Annotated in this window: 18 protein-coding genes; 9 read left to right on the top strand and 9 right to left on the bottom strand. The window is 40.3% G+C overall.

All coding sequences use genetic code 11. The annotated features are described in order from the left end of the window. Positions 1-26 precede the first annotated feature (26 nt). From GLIP_RS05915 to GLIP_RS05930, 4 genes are all read right to left on the bottom strand, one after another. Complete coding sequence (locus tag GLIP_RS05915; protein WP_008843683.1) at positions 27-881, bottom strand: carbon-nitrogen hydrolase family protein; 855 nt, start codon at positions 879-881, stop codon at positions 27-29. Between the two features lie 127 nt (positions 882-1,008). Beyond that, the gene (gene pdxR / locus GLIP_RS05920; RefSeq protein WP_008843684.1) at positions 1,009-2,820 is read right to left on the bottom strand and encodes a MocR-like pyridoxine biosynthesis transcription factor PdxR; all 1,812 of its coding nucleotides are present in this window, start codon (positions 2,818-2,820) and stop codon (positions 1,009-1,011) included. Positions 2,821-2,835: 15 nt separating this feature from the next. Next, positions 2,836-4,167 carry a 4-aminobutyrate--2-oxoglutarate transaminase gene (gabT, locus tag GLIP_RS05925; protein ID WP_008843685.1) on the bottom strand — a complete coding sequence of 444 codons (1,332 nt, stop codon included), beginning with the start codon at positions 4,165-4,167 and terminating at the stop codon, positions 2,836-2,838. Beyond that, positions 4,167-5,627, bottom strand: coding sequence for an NAD-dependent succinate-semialdehyde dehydrogenase (locus tag GLIP_RS05930; protein ID WP_008843686.1), 1,461 nt, complete (start codon positions 5,625-5,627; stop codon positions 4,167-4,169). Before GLIP_RS05930 ends, gabT begins: the two co-directional genes overlap by 1 nt. A 97-nt stretch (positions 5,628-5,724) precedes the next feature. Here GLIP_RS05930 and GLIP_RS05935 point away from each other — a divergent pair, with 97 nt between their 5' ends. Next, positions 5,725-6,645, top strand: a complete 921-nt coding sequence (locus GLIP_RS05935) for a LysR family transcriptional regulator (RefSeq protein WP_008843687.1) — start codon at positions 5,725-5,727, stop codon at positions 6,643-6,645. On the opposite strand, the gene GLIP_RS05940 is transcribed toward GLIP_RS05935, so the two are convergent. Then, positions 6,634-7,230, bottom strand: a complete 597-nt coding sequence (locus GLIP_RS05940; RefSeq protein WP_040522054.1) for a hypothetical protein — start codon at positions 7,228-7,230, stop codon at positions 6,634-6,636. The two genes, GLIP_RS05935 and GLIP_RS05940, sit on opposite strands and share 12 nt — an antisense overlap. 6 nt (positions 7,231-7,236) lie before the next feature. Then, positions 7,237-9,396 (bottom strand): response regulator, encoded by a 2,160-nt coding sequence (locus GLIP_RS05945; protein ID WP_040522055.1) that lies wholly within the window; start codon positions 9,394-9,396, stop codon positions 7,237-7,239. Positions 9,397-9,914: 518 nt separating this feature from the next. Here GLIP_RS05945 and GLIP_RS05950 point away from each other — a divergent pair. Both GLIP_RS05950 and GLIP_RS05955 read left to right on the top strand, forming a co-directional pair. Next, positions 9,915-10,820 carry an MlaA family lipoprotein gene (locus GLIP_RS05950; RefSeq protein WP_008843690.1) on the top strand — a complete coding sequence of 302 codons (906 nt, stop codon included), beginning with the start codon at positions 9,915-9,917 and terminating at the stop codon, positions 10,818-10,820. After that, positions 10,810-13,197 (top strand): MMPL family transporter, encoded by a 2,388-nt coding sequence (locus GLIP_RS05955; RefSeq protein ID WP_040522057.1) that lies wholly within the window; start codon positions 10,810-10,812, stop codon positions 13,195-13,197. The genes GLIP_RS05950 and GLIP_RS05955 overlap by 11 nt, the downstream gene beginning before the upstream one ends. A gap of 29 nt (positions 13,198-13,226) precedes the next feature. On the opposite strand, the gene GLIP_RS21350 is transcribed toward GLIP_RS05955, so the two are convergent. After that, on the bottom strand, positions 13,227-13,778 hold the full coding sequence (locus tag GLIP_RS21350; protein ID WP_008843692.1) for a hypothetical protein: 552 nt from the start codon (positions 13,776-13,778) through the stop codon (positions 13,227-13,229). After that, positions 13,775-14,770, bottom strand: coding sequence for a YHYH protein (locus tag GLIP_RS05965; protein WP_008843693.1), 996 nt, complete (start codon positions 14,768-14,770; stop codon positions 13,775-13,777). The genes GLIP_RS21350 and GLIP_RS05965 overlap by 4 nt, the downstream gene beginning before the upstream one ends. Positions 14,771-15,357: 587 nt before the next feature. Between GLIP_RS05965 and GLIP_RS05970 the strand changes: the two genes are divergently transcribed. From GLIP_RS05970 to GLIP_RS05980, 3 genes are all read left to right on the top strand, one after another. After that, entirely contained in the window at positions 15,358-17,079 is a 1,722-nt protein-coding gene (locus tag GLIP_RS05970) for a purine-cytosine permease family protein (RefSeq protein ID WP_008843694.1), read from the top strand. A gap of 13 nt (positions 17,080-17,092) precedes the next feature. Continuing rightward, on the top strand, positions 17,093-18,595 hold the full coding sequence (locus GLIP_RS05975; RefSeq protein ID WP_008843695.1) for a mannitol dehydrogenase family protein: 1,503 nt from the start codon (positions 17,093-17,095) through the stop codon (positions 18,593-18,595). Between the two features lie 68 nt (positions 18,596-18,663). Further along, entirely contained in the window at positions 18,664-19,596 is a 933-nt protein-coding gene (locus tag GLIP_RS05980) for a carbohydrate kinase family protein (RefSeq protein WP_008843696.1), read from the top strand. A gap of 124 nt (positions 19,597-19,720) precedes the next feature. Here the strand turns inward: GLIP_RS05980 and GLIP_RS05985 are convergent, their stop codons facing one another. Next, positions 19,721-20,587 carry a tetratricopeptide repeat protein gene (locus GLIP_RS05985; protein ID WP_008843697.1) on the bottom strand — a complete coding sequence of 289 codons (867 nt, stop codon included), beginning with the start codon at positions 20,585-20,587 and terminating at the stop codon, positions 19,721-19,723. 501 nt (positions 20,588-21,088) lie between these two features. On the opposite strand from GLIP_RS05985, the gene GLIP_RS05990 reads away from it, so the two are divergent. From GLIP_RS05990 to GLIP_RS06000, 3 genes are all read left to right on the top strand, one after another. Next, positions 21,089-21,685 (top strand): YigZ family protein, encoded by a 597-nt coding sequence (locus tag GLIP_RS05990; RefSeq protein ID WP_008843699.1) that lies wholly within the window; start codon positions 21,089-21,091, stop codon positions 21,683-21,685. A 151-nt stretch (positions 21,686-21,836) separates the two neighbouring features. Beyond that, the gene (locus tag GLIP_RS05995; RefSeq protein WP_008843700.1) at positions 21,837-23,000 is read left to right on the top strand and encodes an NAD(P) transhydrogenase subunit alpha; all 1,164 of its coding nucleotides are present in this window, start codon (positions 21,837-21,839) and stop codon (positions 22,998-23,000) included. Beyond that, positions 23,000-23,281 (top strand): NAD(P) transhydrogenase subunit alpha, encoded by a 282-nt coding sequence (locus GLIP_RS06000; RefSeq protein WP_008843701.1) that lies wholly within the window; start codon positions 23,000-23,002, stop codon positions 23,279-23,281. The genes GLIP_RS05995 and GLIP_RS06000 overlap by 1 nt, the downstream gene beginning before the upstream one ends. The last annotated feature ends 13 nt before the right edge of the window (positions 23,282-23,294 follow it).

Below are 23,294 nucleotides of genomic sequence, written 5' to 3' on the forward strand. Positions count from 1 at the left end.
TAAAGCCAGTTATTGGTCCAGAAAGACTAATCAGTTTTTTCCTGACCAGGAATTTCCAAGTCGCCTAGCGAATTCAAAAAGTCTGTATTATTCAACGAACTTGATTGTGATTTTTGCCACTGACTATCTCGAAAGCTTTTTAATGGCTGTCCCAAATTATGTAATCCGCGTTCTCTATCGCGGCGCACTTGTGCGAAGTCGATTTCAACTGGAACTACTTCTTGCAACTCGCCTGCGAGATAAATGTCGTTACCTTGTGGACCAACCAAAATTGATTGGCCATTACCAATCTCTCCAGCGGTATTAATTGCCATTACGTAACATTGATTGGAAGCGGCCGTTGAGCGCGCCAAGTTCAACTCTATTTGTCGGTCAATTGTGCCTGTCATAGTTGGGTAGATGAGTACTTCTGCTCCCTGACAAACCATGCTGCGAGCCACTTCGGGGAACCAAAGGTCATAGCATATAGCCACGCCGATGCGTCCTTGAGGAACATCAAAAACGACTATGTCTTGCCCCTGCGCGACACCACTTTCATAAGGGCAAAAAGGAAATATTTTACGGTAGCGGGTTACAACATTGCCGTTGGGATCAATTACTGGCGTGGTATTAAAAACCTGATTGTCTGCCAGTTCGTATAAACTACCGGGTATTAACCAGATGTTGAGTTGTTTAGCTAAATCTTGATAAAAGGATTCAGTTGGGCCTGGCATAGGTTCAGCATACTTCTTTTCTGGGCCGAAGCTATTCAATTCACCCAGAACCAGCATATCAAGCCACGGGAAACGTTTTTTACACGATTTAATTTCCGTCGCGATTTGCTGGATGTTATTTCCTTTTGATGAGGCAAGTTGTAAACCTGCAATGGCAAAATGACTCATTTCATTCCTCGTTTTAAAGCAACTGGGATTGATTGCTTGTAATGTTAGGAAACTTTAATGGGTCCAGTGAATAAGTGATAGTGCCAGAATGGTTGCGCTTATTGGTCCAGAATGTTGGGGGACGCTATTAGGAATTAATAATGTCTAATTGTCGAACGAAACGGTAATCTTGATCGAACCACTTCATTTGTTGATTATCAACAATTACATAAAAACCACGTACTTCACCGTAGCTCCACAAATTCCATTGACGCCAGTACATACCGTTTTCAATCCACCATCTACCCGTGTCAACTTCGCTATCAATGCCGCCAGTGCGACCAAGCATTGTGCCATCCGGCAGCAATTCGATGGTACATGGCACGCCATACACCATTTGACATTCCAATTGCACACCGGGTAACAAATTAGTTAAGGCACGCTCGTCTAACAGTTTACCTTTGGCATTATCTAGTTTTTCTTCATGTTCAGCGGTAAGTTGGCGAATGAGCTCGGCTAACTTTTTAACTCCCGCGCGTATTCGACTATTCGGGATACTGGTAATGCCCATTCGAAAACAGTTTTCTGGATGTTTAGTTTGGGCAAAATAGCGTTTTACTGGCTCTATTAAAATACCTAACTCAGCCGCTTTTTCCTGCAAATTATCACCGTCTAGCTGTTTCGGACCTGTTATCCAATATGCTGTTCCACCCTGAATGGGTCCGGTATCAATACAGTTGGGTAAATAGGTATTGAGTGCTTCACGCAAGGTTAACCAGCGTTCAAAAAACACTTTGTGCAGGTGCAGCATGAAGGCATCGTAGTAGCCTAGTGACAAAAAATAAGCGACGGCTCGTTGATTATTCAGTGGTGGGTTACGCATGGCCATTTTGCGTAGTTTTTTGAGTTCGCTAATCACTCCTGAATCGGCCACGATAAAACCTATTTGAATCCCAGATGCGAGAACTTTGGAAAGACAGGAAATATAAACGACCCGATTTTTATCGTCTAAACTACGCAAAGCCGGATGGGGTTGTCGCAAAAAGTTACTTTCAAACTCGAAGTCGTCTTCAATGATCAACATATCTCGTTCGTTGGCTTTCGCTAATAATTCATGGCGACGTGTCATCGACATGGTCACACTGGTAGGGGTTTGGTGACTCGGAGTAGTATAAACTATGTCGCATTGATCCAAACGCTCATCTACTTGCATACCATTGTCGTCAACAGGTTGGTGAATTAGATTTGCGCCTTTGTGTTGGAGTAAATCCCGAACTTCTGGATACCCGGGTTCTTCTACCGCGACAGTGATTGACGAATCTACAAACAACTGACTAATCAGATATAAAGCCTGTTGCGTACCCACAGTAATCAGTATTTCGTTTCCAGCCGCCTGAATGCCGCGGCGGGGAATAATTTTGGTACGTATCTCTTCTATTAGCTTGGGATCATCACCTAATCCTTGAAGCTGAGACCATTGGTTGATTTCGCGGGTGACATTGGCTTGCTGATTTGCGTCGCGCCATTCTTTTACAGGGTATAAAGACGCATCAAATTTACCGTCGATAAACGGATAATTATATTTTTGCCAATCTGCTGGACACGCAGTTTGATTAGTAATTTGTAATGCGCCTTTAAATCTATGCGTATTGTCGGTTGCTTTCGGTTGAAAGTGGGGCGTAGCGTGCGTGCTATTCACCCATCCTTGGTGGATTTTTTCATTGACGTAAATACCACTTCGCTCCTTGCTAATGATATATCCCTCATCTTGCAGAGTTTGATAAACCAACACCACAGTATTGCGTGCAACACCAAGTTGTTCAGCCAGTCTGCGTGATGAGGGGAGTTTGCTGCCTAAAGGAAAAGAGCCTACCAAAATACCTTCGACCAGCTTATTACGTATCTGGCTTTGCAGACTTTCGTCTAGCGTAGTGTCTATGTGGATAAGCTGTTTTAGCATGTTCAAACTTCTCAATTAGGATATTTCTGTATCGCGTGCTTGCACTACATCCTGAAAGAGTTGTTTAAATTTGGCAATACCTTGTTCCAAAATAGCCAATTCAATGGTCAAGGGGGGTAAAAACCGAATGACGTTGCCGTGAAATCCACACGCGAGCAAAATCAAACCGAATTCTTGCGCTTTAGAAATTATTGCCATCGTCATGGTTGGATTAGGTTTGTTAGCATCGCCATCGATTACCAGTTCGATCCCAATCATTGCACCGACCTGACGAACTTCTCCAATATAGTCGGGGTAACTGTTTTTTAACCCATTTAAATGCTCTGAGAAAATTGCTCCAATTTGATTGCTGCGGTCAAGAATTTGCTCTTTTTCAATGATTTCCAACACCGCAAGTGCAGCAGCGCAGGCCACCGGCGAACCGCCATAAGTACCGCCCAGACCGCCGGGTAAAGGCGCATCCATTATCTCTGTTTTCCCCACGACTGCGGCTATAGGCATACCGCCCGCGATACCTTTTGCCATGGTAATTAAATCGGGTTCAACATCAGCATGTTCGCAACAAAACATTTTACCTGTACGGCCAAAGCCGGTTTGGATCTCATCTGCTATCAATACTATATTGTGGTCGTCACAAATTTTTCTTAATGCTAGCATGAACTCTACTGGCGCGAAATAAAAGCCACCTTCACCTTGGATTGGCTCAATGATGATTGCCGCCACATCAGTTGCTTCGATATCCACTTTAAACAGGGTATGTAACGCTTTTAATGAATCTTCCACACTAATGTCATGCAATGTGGTTGGGAAAGGAAGATGGTATATATCAGCAGGAAACGGCCCAAAATCGCGTTTGTAAGGGGCAATTTTACCGGTTAATGCCATGGTTAAATTGGTTCGACCGTGAAATCCGCCGTTAAAGGCAATAATGCCACGACGTTTGCTATGCGCACGCGCAATTTTAATACTATTTTCTACGGCTTCAGCTCCAGTGTTTACTAACATCGCTTTTTTGGGCGAATCCCCGGGAGCGATTTGTACTAACTTTTCTGCCAGCTCTACACCCACTCCGTAAGGGTTTACCATAAAGCAGGTATGGCTAAATTTTGTCATTTGTTCAGTGACAGCTTTAATTACGTCTGGATGACTGTGGCCGGTGTTGCACACAGCGATACCGGATGCAAAGTCTATGTATCGATTATTTTCTACATCCCAAATCTCGGCGTTCTTAGCGTGACTCACAAATGCGGGGTATAGATTACCTTGACCACGGGCGACTACAGCTGATTTTCGTGCCTGCCATGTTTGGTTAGTTTCTTGATAATTTGCTAATTGATGTAACGTCATTATGTATTCTCCAGTCCACCTAAACACAGGTATTTGATTTCCAAATAGTCATCTAGTCCATAACGCGAACCTTCACGGCCATTGCCAGATTGTTTCATTCCGCCAAAAGGCGCAGCCGGGTTTGAAATAGCGCCTTCGTTTATCCCCACCATGCCAAATTCCAATTGTTTAGCGACGCGAAAAATTCGACCCACATCACGGCTAAAGAAATATGCCGCCAAACCGTATTCGGTCTGGTTTGCTAGGACGATGGCTTGTTCTTCGTTTTCAAATTTAATAATGGGGGATACAGGACCAAAGATTTCGTTTTTGGCAATTGGCATGTCATTATCCACTTGGGTTAACACTGTGGGTAAATAGTAATTGTCTCCCTGAGAAGTTGTGCAACCCCCTATTTCTAGTACAGCTCCTTGCGCAATTGATTGCTGAACAAGCTGGTGCACGTCATCCGCAGCTTGAGCACTGATCATGGGGCCGAGTTGAGATTGTGGATCCATGCCATCACCTAATTTTAATTCTGCGGTGGCAGCTATAAATTTTTGACAGAATTCTTGGTAAACGCCTTGTTGCACTAGAATACGGTTCGTGCAAACACAGGTCTGCCCCGAATTACGGTATTTGGATGCCAACGCGCCCTGAACTGCAGCATCAATATCGGCGTCATTAAACACGATAAACGGTGCATTTCCGCCTAACTCCATAGAAACGCGTTTTACCGTACTAGCACATTGGGCTATGAGTTTTTTACCTACGCCAGTTGAACCAGTAAAAGTAAATTTTGCAATAAGTGGATGTTCAGTTAAGACTTTACCCAACCCATGGGCGTCTTGACCCACCACTACATTGAACACGCCTGCAGGTATGCCAGCTCGCGCTGCCAATTCGGCCATAGCTAATGCAGATAAAGGTGTTTGAGTTGCTGGACGAACCACAAATGTGCACCCTGCAGCTAGCGCTGCTGCGGCTTTTCGGGCAATCATTGCGTTGGGGAAGTTCCATGGTGTAATTGCACTGACCACACCAATTGGTTGTTTGGTTACAATGATTTGTTTGTCATTACCTAGTGCGGGGATTACGTCGCCATATATGCGTTTGCCTTCTTCTGCAAACCAATCGACAAAAGATGCGCCATAGCCAATTTCACCTTTAGCCTCTGCTAAACATTTTCCTTGTTCTAAAGTGAGTATTTGCGCTAAATCATCCTGATGCTCAATCATTAAATTAAACCAGTCGCGCAACAAAGTTGCACGTTGTTGTGCGCTTTTTGCAGACCAGGCTGTTAATGCGTTGTGTGCTGCGATAACAGCTTGTTCTGCCTCGGCAGTGTTAGCATCGCCAACTTCCGCCACAACTTCTCCATTGGCAGGGTTTATCACATTCAATTGGTTTTCTGATTCTAACCATATGCCATTAATGTAAGAGGTCGTTTTAAGCAGAGAAGGATCTCTAAGGTTTAACATTTGCGGCTCCATTTAATATTTTTAGCTATTTGAGCGCAATTCAATTATGCTTTAAATATTAAACTTTAAACCTATACGTTTAGGTATATAAAACTTTATGGTACGCAATAACCTCATTCCCAAACCCATTACTGAATACGATTTAAGATTATTACGGGTTTTTAAATCCGTGGTAGAGAATGGAGGTTTCTCGGCAGCAGAAACAGAATTAGGCATCTCTCGTTCTACGATTAGTGTTCATATGGGAAATCTTGAAGGTAGAATGAAACTAAAGCTTTGCTTGCGTGGCCGTCAAGGTTTCACGTTAACCGAAGCAGGACAAGCGGTGTATCACGCCTCTACTGCGCTGTTTGATTCGCTAAATGATTTTTCATTGTTGGTACGGTCTCTAAATAGCGAGCTCAGTGGTGAGTTAGTGATTCTATGCGCCGATCAGCTAGACATCAGCAAGCAAAAAATTTTGTCACAGGCGATATATGAAATCCATCAACAAGCACCTAAATTACATCTTGTTTTAGATGGTGCGGAAATTGATTCAATCGAAAAAAGCCTGTTAAAAGATAAGGCCCATGTTGGATTGTTTCCCAATTATCGTCCAGTGGATGGACTGGAATATCTACCTGCATTTAGTGAACCCATGTACTTGTGCTGTGCAAAAGGACATCCTCTTTATGAGCTTGAAGCAAATCAACTAGATGAGATTGAATTGGCGTCACATTCTGCCATTCATCCTGGTTTAGATGTGGATCAGGAAGGTCGTAAACAATTACAGAAACTCAAATTGGATGCTAAAGCATATCAATTTGATACGCGAAAAACCCTTATTTTATCTGGAGTTTATATCGGCTATTTGCCAGCCAGCTACATTCAAAATGAGTTGGATAACGGTGACATAAAGACGTTATGCCCACAAAGTTGCCGATATGATTTTACGGTTTCTCTGGTGAATAAAAAGAACCCTAGAGAACATGCAAAAGTGAGTTTAATTCGTCAGGCGTTTGCTTCATTAATTAATTGACTTATGTTCATCAGCAAAAATATTAACGCTCACAAAACATTCGTCTTCTAATAACGCAGCATCTACATTTTCATATTCCAGACATTGACTATCTTGATTTGAATTTTGTAAACCACCGGTCCAACCGAAAATAGCGGTGCCATCATCCCTCAATTCCATCAGTTGTCCCAAAAAATAGTCGGAAACCACGGATATAGGTTTTGGACGTTGTTCACTTTGTAAAAATTGTTCTGTGTCGTAAAACACAAAGTGAGGGTGTCCCTCTTCCGCGAAGCTCATTACCGCGTATTTTCCTTGGTTTGAAAAGCCCCAAAACCAACTTCCTGCCACGTCCCCTTTAATCGTTTCGAGATAGACAAAAAATCTACCATCTTCACGTTTATATAAAATGAGATCATTAACGGGATAATGTTCAGATTGAGTCGAAAGTGTGCATATGTCTATTTGTTTGTTAGGGACAGTTTGACATTCAATGGGCAGGTTATCTTCAGCGAAAGAATATAAAGAATATAGTATGCTAGCTATAAAAAGGCAGGCTTTGTCTATTTTGCGCATTCGTGTTGGTAGGATTAATTTTATTGGCATACAACACTACTTTAGGTATTTTTGAATCGTGCTTATCAATGACACCTTATCAATAGGTTTAGCCAAAAAGTCTGACATACCTGCTGCGCGGCATTTTTCTCTGTCTTCCACGTAAGCATTGGCAGACAAAGCTATAATGGGGTTCGTAAAGTTAATCTCGTTGCGTAATTTTAAGGTGGCGGATAAACCATCCATGATAGGCATTTGTAAGTCCATTAGTATTAGGTCGAAGTCTTCTAATATACATGCGTTTACTGCTTTTTCACCATCACTCGCTATGGAAACTTGAAAGCCTGATGTTTCCAGCATGACTTTCACTACTTCGGCGTTAATTTCATTATCCTCTGCGACCAAAATTCTGAAACTGGTTTGTGTTTCGCCAGCTTTTGATTGCTGGTGGATATAAATTTTTTGCAATTCACGCAAATTCGCTTCAAGTTCTTGTCTTATAATAGGTTTGGCATGCGTGCGCCAAATGACACTGCGTACGGTTTCTGTGCATTCAAACTGTTCGATTGCTGCAGAAATTAAAATAATATGTGGCAAAGGAGTAGTGTTGCGTTTTAAAAGCTCCTCAATAAGTTGTGCTCCATTGAGTTCAGGCATTGAGAAATCAATAATCAAAACATCATAGTAATCGATATTAGTGTCTAAAAAGTCTTTAGCAGATTGAAATGTTGTGGTGGTTAAGCCTTGGGACTCTGCGATATGCTGAATATACTCTCTGCTGGTTTGTAGGTCATCTACGATTGCACACTGTAAATTCACTTCAGGATATATATTTTCTTGCGGTACAATATCGATTTCAATCGGTAAGGTTAATGTAAAGTGACTACCTTTACCTACTTCGCTTTTGACCCTGAGTTCCCCTTTCATTAAATCACTTAATTGTTTTGTAATCGCTAAACCCAGTCCTGTTCCGCCATATAATCTCGTCGTGGTTTGATCAGCTTGCTCAAATTTTTCGAAAATGGAGGCAATTTTGTGTTGTTCAATTCCTATACCTGTATCAACAACATTTATAATCAGGAAATATTGTTTGTTTTTGATATGTACGCCTACTGTTAATTCCACCGTTCCACTATTAGTGAATTTAATCGCATTACTGAGGAGGTTGTGCATTATTTGTGCTAATCGAGTTGAGTCGCTGATAATTCTTGCCGGCAAGTTAGTCTTTTTTTCAAACTTAAAGGTTAAGTTTTTCATTCGACAATTAGCTGATTGGACGGATGCCACGTCATCCAACAATTGCACTAAATCGAAAGGACTTCTTTCGATTCGTAATTTGCCTGCTTCAATTTTCGAAAGATCGAGCACGTCATTGATTAATACCAGTAGTTGCTTACCTGCACTTTTTGCTTTTTCTAAGTATTCCTTACTTTTTTCTGGATTATCAATTGCCAATTCAATCATGCCAAATAAGCCGTTCATCGGGGTTCTTAGTTCATGACTCATGCTAGCTAAAAATTCGGATTTCGCTTTGTTAGCTTCAACGGCTTGTTGTTCAGCTTGTTTTGCAGCGCTCAATGCTGTTTGCAAAGAGGCCAAGGTTGATTTGATCTTGCGTTCCATCGGTCTGAAAATAATTAAGGCTTCTAAAAATAAAAGCAGCAAAGTAAATATCCATAAAAATAATTCGATATTTTCTACACGTTCAACGCGTTTCCTAGCAGCGATTTCGAACTCATTTACCACTTCATCTAGAGTAACTAAAAGCTTGTCTGTATTAACGGTATTAAACGCAACAGGTATCTCGCCGCAAGTTAAGAGATTGTCATCATACTCACGAGCTTGTTGTGCATAATCCTGACTCTTAGCGTCTAGCCCAGTATCACCAAAATACAAGTTTTGTACTTTGGCAGGTAACTTCGGTAATCCGCTTAAATATGCTCGATTTTTTTCAAACTTCTCAATTGTGGTTTGAAGCTCTTGAATTTGCAGTAATTTATTGTCTGGGCAGGTAGACAAGCGGGTAACAAAAAGCGCAATTCGCTGCGATAACATGCGTTGTTGACCCGCAATATTGACAATGTTTGCATCGTTCAACTGTACGCTAAACACATACTTAAGTATCAATGCGGATGCTGACACAGTTGCCGCAATCAAACATAGCGCTAAAACATAGCGTGTTCTAATTGTAAGGTTAGAAAGTGGATTTGTTGGCAATAGATAAACTTCTGTAAGACCTTATACGAACAAGATTAGTTAGGTCAGCAATAATTGCAACCTTTAGCTAAAGAATTATTTTAAATTAAATTGTCGACTTCATTCGTTATGATTTGCTCTGATTTCTTAAAGATTAATCAAAATGTAAGCACAATCAATACCTAACGAATCTAGCTAGTGTATTATTTTCTTTAAGACTAGACGATTTTACATATTTTAGGCCTCAACTCCATACCCCAAAGTCACTTGAGACAAACAATACAATGTGCTTTTGCAAAGTACTTACTTCATTAACCATTTTTTACTTGAACGCCCTAACCTTGCAAAAACAAAGACTGTAGCGCATCTGATCCTTTTATAATGGTTATTTCGTATCTTCATATCTAAAATTCAAATAGACTCAAGTAGCATTGAATATTTTTTGGCAAGTAATTTGCTCTACTAAATTCATAAAAATTATTAGGTTAATGACTTTTGGTCAATAAACTAACCGTTCTAAAACTGGATGAGAACACTTTATGTTGGATTCAAACACGCTTAATTCGTTAAAGAAATATGCTAGCTCTCTTTACCTAATCAGTTTTCTTGTGATCAGTGGATGCAGTTCGAATAATATTGAACAAGCTGAATCTGAGTCTACGAATAATCAAGACATTGTCATTGAGACATCCCAAGGAAAACAAGTTCTGACGCCTACGGTAGTGACTTACGATCCAGTGACCTTTGATGATCCTCTAGAATCAATAAACCGACCTATCTTTGCATTTAATGATGTTATTTATCGTTATTTGTTTATTCCAGTTAGTAAAGGGTATGACACTGTTGTTCCCGATCCGGTGCAAACTGGTGTGGGTAATTTTTTTAGTAACCTACGAGAACCATTGAATCTATTAAATAATCTTGCTCAAGGAGAAGGTAAAAAGTCGGGCACTAATTTAGGCCGATTTTTGATTAACTCAACAGTGGGGCTGTTAGGATTGTTTGATCCCGCAGATGCTTGGTTTGACTTGCCGGAGCAGACTGCCACTATAGGAGATACATTAGAATCCTACGATGTGGGATATGGTAACTATTTAGTGTTACCGATTCTTGGACAATCCGACTTTAGAAACGCTTTTTCGACTATTAGTGAAAGTATCTTAAGTCCTGTGCATGTTATTTCTGACTCTCCTCAATCTACTTATTTGCAGGGGTTGGATGGATTTAATGATTTTGTGCCCACAGCGCCTACTTATGAAGAGTTACGTGCGCAATCTGATGATCCTTACACGTTTTTTCGAAACATGTATTTGCAAAGTGTCCTTCGTGATTCTGAATATAAAGGTGCAGTTCAGTTTTCCCCTTCACCTGCCAACAATGAAAAAAATCGTAACCAAAAGGCTGACGTAACAACAGAGCAGGATAACCAAAGCAGTGAAAACTAATTTTGCACAACTGCTGATCCGACAGAGCAAATGGATCTTATTGTTTTTTGTGGTGTTAGCGGTTGTAGCAGCCTATTTTGCTCAACGTTTTCGAATTGATGCCTCTGCCGATACGTTACTGGTTAAAGACAATAAAATGTACATTGAAACTCAGGTGATGAACCAAAAGTTCTCGCCCGATGAATTTATATTAGTCGCTTATGAACCTAAGCAGCATGAATTGTTTTCAGATAAAACATTCACCCATATTCAAGAATTAAGTAATGCTTTTTCGGCGCTACCTCGCGTTAAAACGGTCACTCATATTTTGAATGTACCACTTTTGAGTAATGCTTCATCGTTAGGTTCAGACTTAGATCCGGACAATTACAGTTGGGAATCTCAGCGCTATTCTAATCAAGAAATGCAAAAAGTGTTTTCAGAACATCCTTTGTTCGAAGATCTATTGGTGAATCAAGATCAAACAGCAACAGCAATTCAAGTCGTTTTCAAAAAGAATCAACAATTAGAAGACATACAAACTCAAATAGTTGAGATTCAAAAGAATGCCTTAGAACGAGATTTGACTGATGAAGAACAAGAAAAAATTAGCCAACTTAAGGAGCAGGCTGATCCTATTGATCAAGAGCTGAAAGTTCAGCGCAAGCAAGAGATTGACAAGATTTATGAGATCACCGACAAGTATCAGCAAGAGGCCAACTTTTATTTAGGCGGTGCTTTTGTTTTAGGTCAGCAAATGATCGATATTATCAAACGCGATCTTATGTTATTCGGCAGTGCAATTGGCGGCGCGATTGTAGTAATGCTTTTTGTCTTATTCCGACGTATGCGCTGGGTGGTGTTACCGGTAGTTTCTTGTGGGTTAAGCGTGTTGTTAACGGTAGGGATTTTTGGTTTATTGGATTTACGCACTACGGTTATTTCTTCTAATTTTATCGCCCTACAGCTTATTCTTACGTTAGCTGTGATGATCCATCTGATAGTGGAATATCGACAATTGGCTGTAAAGTATGACCAAGATAGCCAAGCAGAATTGCTGGAAAGAACCCTAAACAATAAATTCAAACCGTGTCTCTACGCTGGACTAACTACATCAGTAGGTTTTGGCTCACTTATCTTTAGTGGTATTCAGCCGGTGGTGAGTTTTGGTTGGATGATGATAGTCGCTATGATTATTTCAATTTTAGTGAGCCTATTATTATTTCCAGCATTTTTATCGGTGCTGAGCCACAAAGATGAAAGCGGTGCAAACACAGTTACCAAAGCCATTATTAAAGGTTTTACCTCCGCTAGCTTAAATTACCCAAAAGTGATTACTCTATCTGGTGTCGTCATTGTAGGGATATCGATTGTCGGTATTCTTCGGTTAGATGTTGAAAATAGCTTTTTAAATTATTTCAAAGACTCCACGAAAGTACATAAAGAGCTGACTTTTATCGATCAGGAATTTGGTGGTTCAACTCCAATGGACGTGGTGTATACAGTGCCAGGTGAACAAAAAGACAAGCAATTAGTGTTAACTGCGGAGACTGTACAAACACTACAAAAAATCCAAGCTGTTTTACATAGTTATGAAGCAATGGGAAATGTAACCTCGGTATTTAACTTCACTGAATTAGCCATGCTTATTAACGATGGTAAACCACTAACTGAATACGAACTAACTGCTATTTACACTATGTTAGATGAATCACTAAAAGATAGTCTTCTAGGGGCTTATTTCGATCCCAATACCCATCAACTTAGAATTAGTACTCGAATTCAAGACAGCACTCCTGATTTCAACCGTGCTGAGTTTTTAGAAAACCTAAAAGCAGATATGCAAACAATTGGCGTTGAAAAACAAGATTATGTGTTAACTAACCTCTTTGTGTTATATCAGGATATCTTGCAACGCTTGTTTAAGTCACAAATCATGACTTTAGGACTTGTTTTCGTCGCATTATTTTTGGTTTTACTAGCAATATTCCGTTCAATACGCATTGCTTTGGTAGCTGTAGTTCCGAATATTTTAACCACCTTTACGATATTGGGAGTGATGGGGTTATTGGGAATACCTTTAGACTTAATGACTATCACCATCTCTGCAATTGCCATGGGTATTGCTGTGGACGATACCATCCACTTTATTCATCGTTACTTAGAATCGCAACAAAATTCAGAGCCTAGCGAGGCAATTAAGGATACCTTTAATAGTGTTGGTTATGCCTTATTATTTACAACAACTATTATTACCATTGGCTTTGCTTTACTGAGTTTTTCAGATTTTGTACCTAGTGTATTATTTGGATTACTAACTGGATTGGCTATGTTAATGGCACTACTAACCGATTCAACTTTGTTGCCTGTGTTGTTAAAACGTTTCGTGAAACGCTAGTTTTTAAAGTTTAAGGTTGTTTCAATTAGTTATTTAAATAGTTGTGCAGAGGGAGCTTTTGGTGTCAGTTCAAATGTGTGTTTAGCGCCTAACGCTTTACGTTTAGCAGTTATCTCTAGGCTTTGTTCTGCAGGTTCTTTTCCAAAAATGCTAGCTTCAAAGGTATGCTTTTCAGCTGTATTTCTAAGCGCAAATTTTCCCACTACGGTTATTTGTGAAAGGGATTGACTCGCATCATGATGATCTACTACAGGTGAGAGTATAATGGACTGCAATTCTATATTGCCCTGTTGGTCGTGCATTTTAACGTGCTGATTAACATGTTGCGTAATCGAAGTACGATGATGATTAAACTCAATCATTGAAACAAGGCCATCTTTATTGTCATCGAGATTGGCAAAGCCGGAAACCGGCAGTGAAAGTACCAAAAATGCATCATTCTCGATGATGTTTAACGTACCATGTTGAGCGACCATTAAATGTGCGAGGGCGCTTTGTACTGTGAGTTGAAGCGCAAAAGTAGTCAACAAAATGAAGCCCAATTTACGATATTTTGATTTTTTTCTTAGTTTGTTGTTCATAACGCACCTTTAATGCAGCGTTGGAAAAACGGATAGGTATCAGTGGCATAGTAGTGATAAATACCTTCTGGAAATTCCGGTGTCACGCCAAACCGACCATTGCACTCATCTAAATCACCTGAGCCTTCTACATATTGCCAATCTTGCAGAAAGGTGCCCAGCGGATAAGTATCTGTTGATGGGCGGTTATTGCTTATATCGCTAATTAGCTGATAACTTCCAGTCATTGCCTGTAAGTCTGAGTTAGCGTCCTCTGCGACGCTGTATCCGTATCGAGCGTATATTGGAAATCCATCTGCCGCCCAACCAATTAATGTCATGCTCGTGTTGTCTGCATTTTGTAAACTAATGAAGCCTTCAGGCATTCCGTGATAATGGTAACTTCCATCAGGTTGTACATGAGCGTTGTTGTCGTCTGTACCAAAATCAAATACATCCTGACTCAATGCTTCTATGTTCCAACTTCCACTGTTGTCAGCAAGGCTACAAGCCGTCCCTGAGTCATCACAACTTCCGCCAGTACCAGCGTCAATTTTAATACCGTTAAGCACATACCCGACAGCACCTCTTGGCCCTCCTAGTTGTGTTGCCGTAGTTGTTTCCGTAGGCTCTAACGTATAGCTAGCTGAAACTGATTGTTCAGAAATGGTATTGGGATTATTAGGATTGGGGAAAGTGCCAACAGCGTGATCAGGAATACCATTAGCAGTCAACTGTCGGTTAGAACCATTGCATGTCCAGTCTGCGTAACTGGTGGCTGAAACGGATTCTGAACTATTATATTCATTGTAAAAATAGCTACACAACACACCGTCTGTCGTACCACTGGTGAGTGCTGTACCATTATCGTTTGAGTTTTGCTCTGTGGTTGTTGCATCTTGAGTTTCATTGATAACGTTATTATCACTTCCACAAGCACTTAACAAAACGCTCAAAATTGCCAAAATTAGCAAGCAATGCAAACGTTTAAAAACGGTTCTTGTAATAAGCATTTGATAAACCCTCAATGTAATTTCTTCTTGTTAGAAAATTAACGACTTGAATTAAGTCCCATAGAATACCTTTCAAATGTGCAGAAAATGCGCATAAACCATGAATCAATTATGGAAATGAGGGGAAGGGAATTAACTTCCTCTTCCCTATTTTCCATAAAACAATACGTTTTACCTACTTTGCTTAAGTTATGTTTACAAAAAATTTACGCGTAAGAATAACAATTCACTTTTCATCATCGCGTCAAATTAAGTAATTTATTTAAATTATTGTTTTTTAATAATTTACTTACTTATTTCTCCTTTATTTTAGACGTCAAAAACGATCTTTTAATTGATCAATATTTTAATGAAACAGAATTTTATTACTTTTTTAATTAACAACGTATTGACAATATCGATTAGGTTTGTGAGAATTTGCTCATTCTTTGGGCATATGTGTATTTTTGTGTTTTTCGACAATGAGTGAGCGTTCCGTGATAAGGATCAAACCTGTTTTTTTAGGTTTGATAAAACTTTGAATTAGTTGGCTCAGTTTTGATCGTTTAATACAGGTTCACGAACGTAACATTAAGATAAGTAAAATTATGAAACCTGAAAATTACCAAGTTAATCTGGCTAACGTAAGTGAAGAACAATTACCTATTCCTAAACATAAGTTAAAAGGATGGACGCATTTTCTTGGACTTTATGCAGGAGAGCATGTAGCAGCCACTGAGTTTGTGATCGGCGCTACGTTTGTTGCATTAGGCGCGACTATGTCTGATATTTTGCTTGGATTGCTGATCGGTAACATTCTTGCGGTGTTGAGTTGGACATTGATCACCACCCCAATTGCTATTGAAACTCGCTTGAGTTTATATACTTATCTACAAAAAATAGCCGGTGATTCCATGACGACCTTATACAACTGGGTCAATGTGATCATCTTTACCGTAATTTCCGCCGCCATGATTACGGTGTCTGCTACTGCGGTTCGTTTTGCTTTTAATATTCCAGCCCAACTCAACTGGTATCCAACAAACTTGTGGTTTGTATTTGTGGTATTAGCCGTGGGCACTATCGTGGTGCTAGTGGCCATGTATGGCTTTACCGCAGTATCAAACTTCTCACGTATTTGCGCCCCTTGGTTATTTGTGATGTTTGTGTGTGGCCCTTTGGTTCTTTTACCTGCTTTATCCCAACATGTTTTAGGGCAAACCAGTCTTTCTGGTTGGTCTGACTTTATGCAAATTGGCAGTATGTCGGTGTGGACTGGGTTAGATGCTAGCGGTAAACCTGGCATTGGCTTGTTAGAAGTTATTGGTTTTTCATGGGCTGCCAATACAATTACCCATGTTGGATTAATTGACATGGCGTTGCTGCGTTATGCTAAAAAGCGTGCTTATGGGTTATGCACGTCTGCGGGTATGCTGTTTGGGCATTATATTGCCTGGATTTCTGCTGGCATTATGGGCGCAGGTACTGCAGTAATTGTAAAAAAATCGATTATCGAATTAGATCCTGGTGATGTTGCTTTCCAAGCATTGGGTTTATCTGGATTAGTCATTGTAATTGTAGCGGGATGGACAACTGCAAACGCAAATCTTTACCGTTCAGGTCTCGCAGCACAGGCCATCTTTAAAAGTCAATCACGCAACAAAACTACACTGATTGTTGGCATAGTTGCCGTCTGTATTGCTTGTTTCCCATTTGTATTCAATAAAATGCTGCCACTACTGACCTATGCTGGTTTATTAGTTGTACCAGTGGGAGCAATTGTTTTTGCAGAGCATTTTGTGTTTCCTCGTATTGGGTTCACGCGTTACTGGGTAACGTTTCGAAACCTGACTCATAGTGTTCCTGCTGTGGCCTCTTGGATACTCGGGTTAACGTTCGGATTTGGTTTGAATGCCCTGGATGTATTGTCATTTTACTATTTGTTTATTCCTACTTGGTTCTTTACCACAGTGTGTTACATCCTGCTGGCAAAATTTTATGGAGCCGCAGAGAAGTACCCTGAAGAAAAGCAGAAAATGGAAGCATTTAATCAGCGTGTTGAGAAATATCAAGCGCAGCAAGCTGACCTTGAACCTGAAATCATCGAGGACAATACGCGCTTCTCCAAAACCCTAAGGTGGGTGTCAGTTTTAAGCTTATTAATTACCACGGTTTTGGCAGCAAATACGCTACTTATGAGCTCAGGCATTACTGCCTATGAAGCCAATCGTGACTTATTTCAAACGGTAGGATTCGTTTGTACCATCATTTATTTTATTACGGCTTATTGGAATATGCAGCGTAAAAAACAAATTGCTACACAGGCATAGAAAGGAAGTGAAAATGAATACGCAATCTACCGTTCGTCTTGCTAATAAGACACTTAGTCAAGTACCTAAAAGTATTGTTGTGCCTACTTATGATCGTAGCAAGTTAAAATCAGGCATTGTACATGTTGGCGTAGGTGGCTTTCACCGCTCTCATGAAGCCTTTTATACTGACGCTTATATCCAGCAAAGTGGGGATTTAGATTGGGGAATTTGCGGTGTTGGATTAAGAGATTCTGATCGTAAAATGCAAGCCATTCTTGAGGCCCAAGACTATCTTTATACATTAATTGTAAAGCACCCAAATGGCTCTATTGAGAATCAAGTAATTGGCTGCTTAACCGGTTTTATGCTGGGCTGCGATGAGCCCAATGCGGTAATTCAAAAAATGGCCGATGCTGAAACCAAAATTGTGTCTCTAACCATTACCGAGGGCGGCTATAATTTTAATCCAGCGACGAATGAATTTGATTTTAGTAATCCAGATGTAATTCATGATTTAGCAAATCCACTTGAGCCTCGATTAGTCTTCGGTTTTTTGGCGGCTGCACTTAAGCTGCGAATGGAAAGAGGTCTTCCGGCATTCACTGTCCAGTCTTGCGATAATATCCAGCACAATGGTGACGTGACGCGGAAAATGCTACTAGCCTACTGTCATAAAGTCGATTCTGAACTCGCGAAATGGATAGATGCTCACGTGCAGTTTCCCAATGCGATGGTGGATCGTATAACGCCTGCAACGACTGAAAAAGATGTGGCGTATCTGCAGGACCAGTTTGGAATTTCGGATCAGTGGCCTGTCACCTGTGAACCATTTCATCAGTGGATAATTGAAGATAAATTTAGTCTGGGAAGACCTCAATGGCAAACTGTAGGAGCACAGTTTGTAGATGATGTTACTCCCTACGAAAACATGAAAATTCGTCTCTTAAACGCTGGACATTCAGTGCTGGGAATTTTAGGCTCTATTCATGGTTTTGGTACCATCGATGAAAGTATGCAAGATGCTGTTTTTTCTCAGTTTCTACAGTTATTTATGGATTCTGAAGTAACCCCCATTTTACCTGAGGTGAGTGGCATCGACTTGACCCAATATAAACAAACTTTATTGGAAAGGTTTGCTAATCCGAATATAAAAGATAGTTTGTCGCGTATTTGTTCTGAAAGCTCATCTAAATTAGCCACATTTTTACTCCCCACGTTAGTTGAAAATTTACAACGAAATGGTGATATACAGTGTGCTTCTTTAGTTTTGGCGGCTTGGTGTTACTACAGTGATAAAGGTGTCGATCGCTTTGGGAATTCTTTGAATATTATAGATGCGATGTCAGAACGTTTGCACAATACAGCGGCGCAGACGGCTAATAATGCTGACGCATTTTTGAGGCTTACGTCGATATTTGGTAAATTGATAGAAAATCAACGTTTTCTTAAAGCCTATCAAGGCTATGTTGAAGCAATTTACAACGATACAAATGTCAAAAATCATATGCAATTAATGTTAATGATGAGACGTTAGTGCATTTTATGCCCTGAAGTGCTCTAGCATTCTAAGGGGTAGTTTATTTAACAGTTTGGAGTGTAACTATGTCTAGAGTTGCAGTATTTGGGGAAGCCTTGTTTGATATGATTCAACAACAAGATGGAAGTTATCATCCATTTGTTGGCGGGTCTCCGTTTAACGTGGCAAGAGGGTTTGTTAAACAGGGGATTGAATGTACTTATTTGTCGCCAATCTCTACAGATTATCTGGGAGAAAAAATATTTAATGCCGTCGCAGAAGAGGGCATAAATGTTCCCGCCGACAATCGCTCTGCAAGAAACACTTCACTGGCACTAGTTTATAAAGCAGACGACGGAAAACCAAGTTATCGTTTGTATCGAAAATCAGTCGCTGATCTGGATATTACCTCTGAAAAACTTTTATCTATGTTGCCCGATGATATTGAGCTTTTTCACACGGGATCATTGGCAATCGTTCCTGAAATGCTAGAGGTGTTGATTCCAGTGATTACCACGCTTAAATCGCGTGGTGTGAAAATTAGCATTGATGTAAATGTGCGTAAAGGCGTTGAAGAAAATCATCATCAATATGTGGCATCTATTTGGCGATTTGTTGAGTTTGCGGACATCGTTAAAGTAAGTGATGAGGATTTAGAGCTTAAAGGACTATATGGCAAACCTGAATTTTACGCTAAATCCATGCTCGACAGAATGCAGGATGGTATGGTGATTTTAACCTTAGGTGAGGGAGGCTCACATTTAATTACCGATAAACATAATTTGCATCAACCAGTGCATAAACCCGATGTTTTTGGGGATACGGTTGGGGCCGGTGACACTTTCTTTTCTGCTTTGTTGTCGCGATTGCTAAAAAATGATGCCATGTCTACGCAAGCACCAGAAAAAACTTTAGTCGATGCATTAAAGTATGGTGCGATTGCAGCGGGAATGAACGTTGCGACAATCGGCTGTAACCCGCCTACTTGCAAGCAAGTCGAAGCAGTCATAAACAAATAGTATGTAGCATCGAATTTATTCCATGGAAGATATTGCTGCTAAGTTCAACGGGCTAAAGCCCGCGCTACATAAAATGTTTAATATTAGACGGGAGATTATCCCGTCTATATAAACGAAAATGAGGTTATTCGATCCTGAATTTACTGGCGATAATCATGCCAATCGCCCTTTGAACTTCGGTATGCATACGTCGTGCATCTTCACCGGTCAATGAATTACATGACATCATCTTTTCACAAGTTTGTCCGGAAATACGGCTACCCGTCCCGACTCTAGGGGCTGGTGTATTTTGCAGTATCTGTAATTGATCAATGAAAAAGTCGTGCAGATCTTGAGGAGTGACAACAATTCGCTCAATACTGTCATCGGTGCCCGGAGGTAAAGGTTGATTCAATGCGATAAGACGCTCTCGTGCCGCCTCGACTTTATAAGCGGCTTTATTGTAGAGCGGGATAGATTTATTTTGTTGCTCAGCGCCGAACAATTGTGAATCGTACATAGTAGCTAATAGGTAGGTAGCCTTTGCAATATTATGTTCAGAAGCAATTTCAAGCCATTCCCTTGCTTCTTCATAGTCTTGCTTTTCTATATTACCTTCCAAATAAACAACACCTAAAACATAAGCCGCTTCGAATACGTCATTTTTCACAGCCTTTTTTAAATAGCTAATACCTCTATCGGGATCATCACCTGCGGCACCGGAAATATACATCAGTCCAACTTTGTACTGCGCTGTTGCTTGATTCCATTTGGCGGCTTTTTTGTACATCTTAAGTGCACTAGATTCGCTTTTTTTGGTGCCATAGCCAGTGATATAAAAATTTCCTAATGCTTCCATTGCACTTGGATGTCCTTTTTTTGCATATTTCTTAAAAGCTTTAAAGGTTTTGACACAGTACTCGTCACTGCACTCCTTAAAGTCAAACGCATGTAGTAGAGGGGTAAAACTGACTATAACTAACATTAGTAGTATTTTTTTGAGCTGAAACATAAAGCACTTTCTCCGTGTAAACTAGTTTGCTTCCAAAAAGCATTACTTGCCGCAATCAACATCTAAGCTAAAAAATTAACTCGTTGATAATACGATAATTACTCCATTCATTATATTAACCAAAAATTTCAACTTGTCACGATTATGGACTTTTTCACCACTTTTCAACTTCTTCAAATTCAGTTGAATGCTACAAAACGCTACACGAATCAAGTTGGATAAAAATCAAAAAAAGTTACATTTATCCCACTAGAACATTTATTGAGCAGTAACTTAATTTTCAACTTGGTCGTCGAATCATGCTTTTTAGGAGCTATCTAATGAATGCCTTATGTGTAATTAAAACGTCGATTTTTACACTCTTATTAGTCACAGGCTTGTTATTGCTTACTCCGATTAAAGCGCTTTCGATGACTAACCCATTTTTAAATATTCGACTTCAATCATGAAGACTCTAGTAATATTTTTCGATTAATTAGATTAAGGTATACTTCCGTCACTATGTCGTATCCAACTCCAGCAAAAACCACATTTGAGACGCTTGAAGTCAAGAAAAGCAAATTTATTGCGTACGTCTGTGCCGCATCTACACGGGAACAAGCGTTTGATCAACTTGAGCAGGTTAAAACTCTTTATCCAGATGCTCGCCATCACTGTTGGGCATATTTGTTAGGGGATCCTGAATCGCCGAATAGTGCCGCTATGTCTGATGACGGGGAACCCAGTGGAACGGCAGGGAAACCGATTCTAAATGTCCTTCAGCACAAAGGTGTCGGTGACATTATGTTGATTGTAGTCCGCTATTTTGGCGGGATTAAACTCGGTGCGGGTGGTTTAGTCAGGGCTTATTCTAATGCTGCTCAAGCAGCGATGGAGAAAATAGTCACTGAACATCACGTAGAATTACTGCCAATGCACTTGCTTGTAGATTTTAAACATGAACAATTTGTTCGTCACTTAACAAGTGAATATCAAGGCCAAATTATGTCAGTTGACTATGCGCAAAAAGTGAACATGTTGATCTCCCTTCCTGAGTCAAATATCCAAGATTTCACAGCGAGTTGCCACAATATTGGTATACAAATAAAGCAAGGTTAACTGCGTTTTCAGGACCGCATTCCACACTCTTCTTCGTTAAATTTTTATATTCCGTTTATTAAATCCATATTCTCTATAAATAATATGAATGATGAATTTGCACTGTATACGTGCATAGTAGTGAAAATAAACAATTTGATTAGGAGGCTCTATGACGCTAATTGCTTTTCCTGCTGAGACTAAAGCAGGAGAAAGGCGCTGTTCTGTTACACCCGTTAATGTGAAAGCCTATGCTTTGTTAGGGGCTAATGTGTGTATGCAATCTGGTATGGGAGTGGGGGTTGATATTCAGGATAGTGATTACCAAGAAGCAGGAGCTGAAGTTGTTGATGATCGCAAAGCGTTATTAGAAAAAGCAGATATTGTGGTCAGTTTGCATAAGTTGAGTAGTGAAGATATTAAGCTGCTTAAACCCAACACAATGATCATTAGTTATCTAGATCCCTTTAATGAAACAGGCTTTGTAAAACAGCTATGTGAGCACAATATCACCAGCATCAGCATGGAAATGATTCCTCGTATAAGCCGATGCCAAAAAATGGATGCGTTAAGCTCTCAGGCTAGCTTGGCTGGGTATGTCATGGTGATGCGAGCTGTGAATACACTCGATGCGGTTTTACCTATGATGATGACTCCAGCAGGAACATTAAAGCCAGCAAAAGTATTCGTAATAGGGGCCGGCGTAGCGGGATTGCAAGCCATTGCAACAGCCAAACGTCTAGGGGCAAGTGTAACGGCGTTTGATACACGATCTGTCGTCGCAGAACAGGTTCATTCGTTAGGTGCTAAATTTCTGAACATTGATTTGGGGCAAACCGGAGAGACAGGGCAAGGTTATGCTCAAGCCTTAACTCCTGAACAAATGCAAATTCAACAACGTGAGCAAGCTAAATGCATTGCCGACTCAGATATCGTCATTACTACAGCTCAGCTATTTGGGCGAAAACCTCCTCTGCTTATCGATGATGCCACCATTTCTAAGATGAAGCCGGGAAGCGTGATTGTCGATATGGCCGCGGAGTCTGGTGGTAATGTTGCCGGTTCAGTCGCTGGCGAAATTGTTTTGAGACACGGTGTAAGTCTAGTGGGAACAGGGAATTGGGCCAATGGCGTGGCTAAACATGCCACTCAAATGTACGCGAATAATCTATTCAATTTAATCAGTGAATTCTGGTCAAAGGAAGAAACGCAATTTGTTATCGATATTGAGGATGAGATCCAGTCCGGCTGCATCATTACCCATCAAGGAGAAGTAACGAATCAAATGATTAAATCTTTTTATCAAGAAGCTGACAAGAGTCGGGAGAAAGCATAGTGGAAGCGGTGTATTTATTATTTATTTTGTTGTTATCAATATTCGTTGGTTTCGAATTGATTCAGAAAGTCCCTGCCACTTTACACACACCATTAATGTCCGGCGCTAACGCGATATCCGGAATTACTTTGGTTGGTGCGTTAGCTTTGGCGGGTGACGATAGTTTAGGAAAGTACGCTGGGATGCTCGGTGCCTTTGCTGTGTTCTTAGCCACAATAAACGTTGTTGGAGGCTATTTAGTCACCGATCGCATGTTAGCCATGTTTAAGAAAAAACGTTAATTCGACCTGAAGA

The sequence above is a fragment of the Aliiglaciecola lipolytica E3 genome (assembly GCF_000314975.1).
GTDB lineage: Bacteria > Pseudomonadota > Gammaproteobacteria > Enterobacterales > Alteromonadaceae > Aliiglaciecola > Aliiglaciecola lipolytica.

Coding starts and splice junctions, on each gene's coding strand:
- GLIP_RS05980 (WP_008843696.1), top strand. CDS start 18,664: ATGTCTAGAGTTGCAGTATTTGGGGAAGCCTTGTTTGATATGATTCAA.
- GLIP_RS05965 (WP_008843693.1), bottom strand. CDS start 14,770: ATGCTTATTACAAGAACCGTTTTTAAACGTTTGCATTGCTTGCTAATT.
- GLIP_RS05975 (WP_008843695.1), top strand. CDS start 17,093: ATGAATACGCAATCTACCGTTCGTCTTGCTAATAAGACACTTAGTCAA.
- gabT (WP_008843685.1), bottom strand. CDS start 4,167: ATGACGTTACATCAATTAGCAAATTATCAAGAAACTAACCAAACATGG.
- GLIP_RS05990 (WP_008843699.1), top strand. CDS start 21,089: ATGTCGTATCCAACTCCAGCAAAAACCACATTTGAGACGCTTGAAGTC.
- GLIP_RS05930 (WP_008843686.1), bottom strand. CDS start 5,627: ATGTTAAACCTTAGAGATCCTTCTCTGCTTAAAACGACCTCTTACATT.
- GLIP_RS05995 (WP_008843700.1), top strand. CDS start 21,837: ATGACGCTAATTGCTTTTCCTGCTGAGACTAAAGCAGGAGAAAGGCGC.
- GLIP_RS05935 (WP_008843687.1), top strand. CDS start 5,725: ATGGTACGCAATAACCTCATTCCCAAACCCATTACTGAATACGATTTA.
- GLIP_RS05940 (WP_040522054.1), bottom strand. CDS start 7,230: ATGCCAATAAAATTAATCCTACCAACACGAATGCGCAAAATAGACAAA.
- GLIP_RS05950 (WP_008843690.1), top strand. CDS start 9,915: ATGTTGGATTCAAACACGCTTAATTCGTTAAAGAAATATGCTAGCTCT.
- GLIP_RS21350 (WP_008843692.1), bottom strand. CDS start 13,778: ATGAACAACAAACTAAGAAAAAAATCAAAATATCGTAAATTGGGCTTC.
- GLIP_RS05985 (WP_008843697.1), bottom strand. CDS start 20,587: ATGTTTCAGCTCAAAAAAATACTACTAATGTTAGTTATAGTCAGTTTT.
- pdxR (WP_008843684.1), bottom strand. CDS start 2,820: ATGCTAAAACAGCTTATCCACATAGACACTACGCTAGACGAAAGTCTG.
- GLIP_RS05970 (WP_008843694.1), top strand. CDS start 15,358: ATGAAACCTGAAAATTACCAAGTTAATCTGGCTAACGTAAGTGAAGAA.
- GLIP_RS05915 (WP_008843683.1), bottom strand. CDS start 881: ATGAGTCATTTTGCCATTGCAGGTTTACAACTTGCCTCATCAAAAGGA.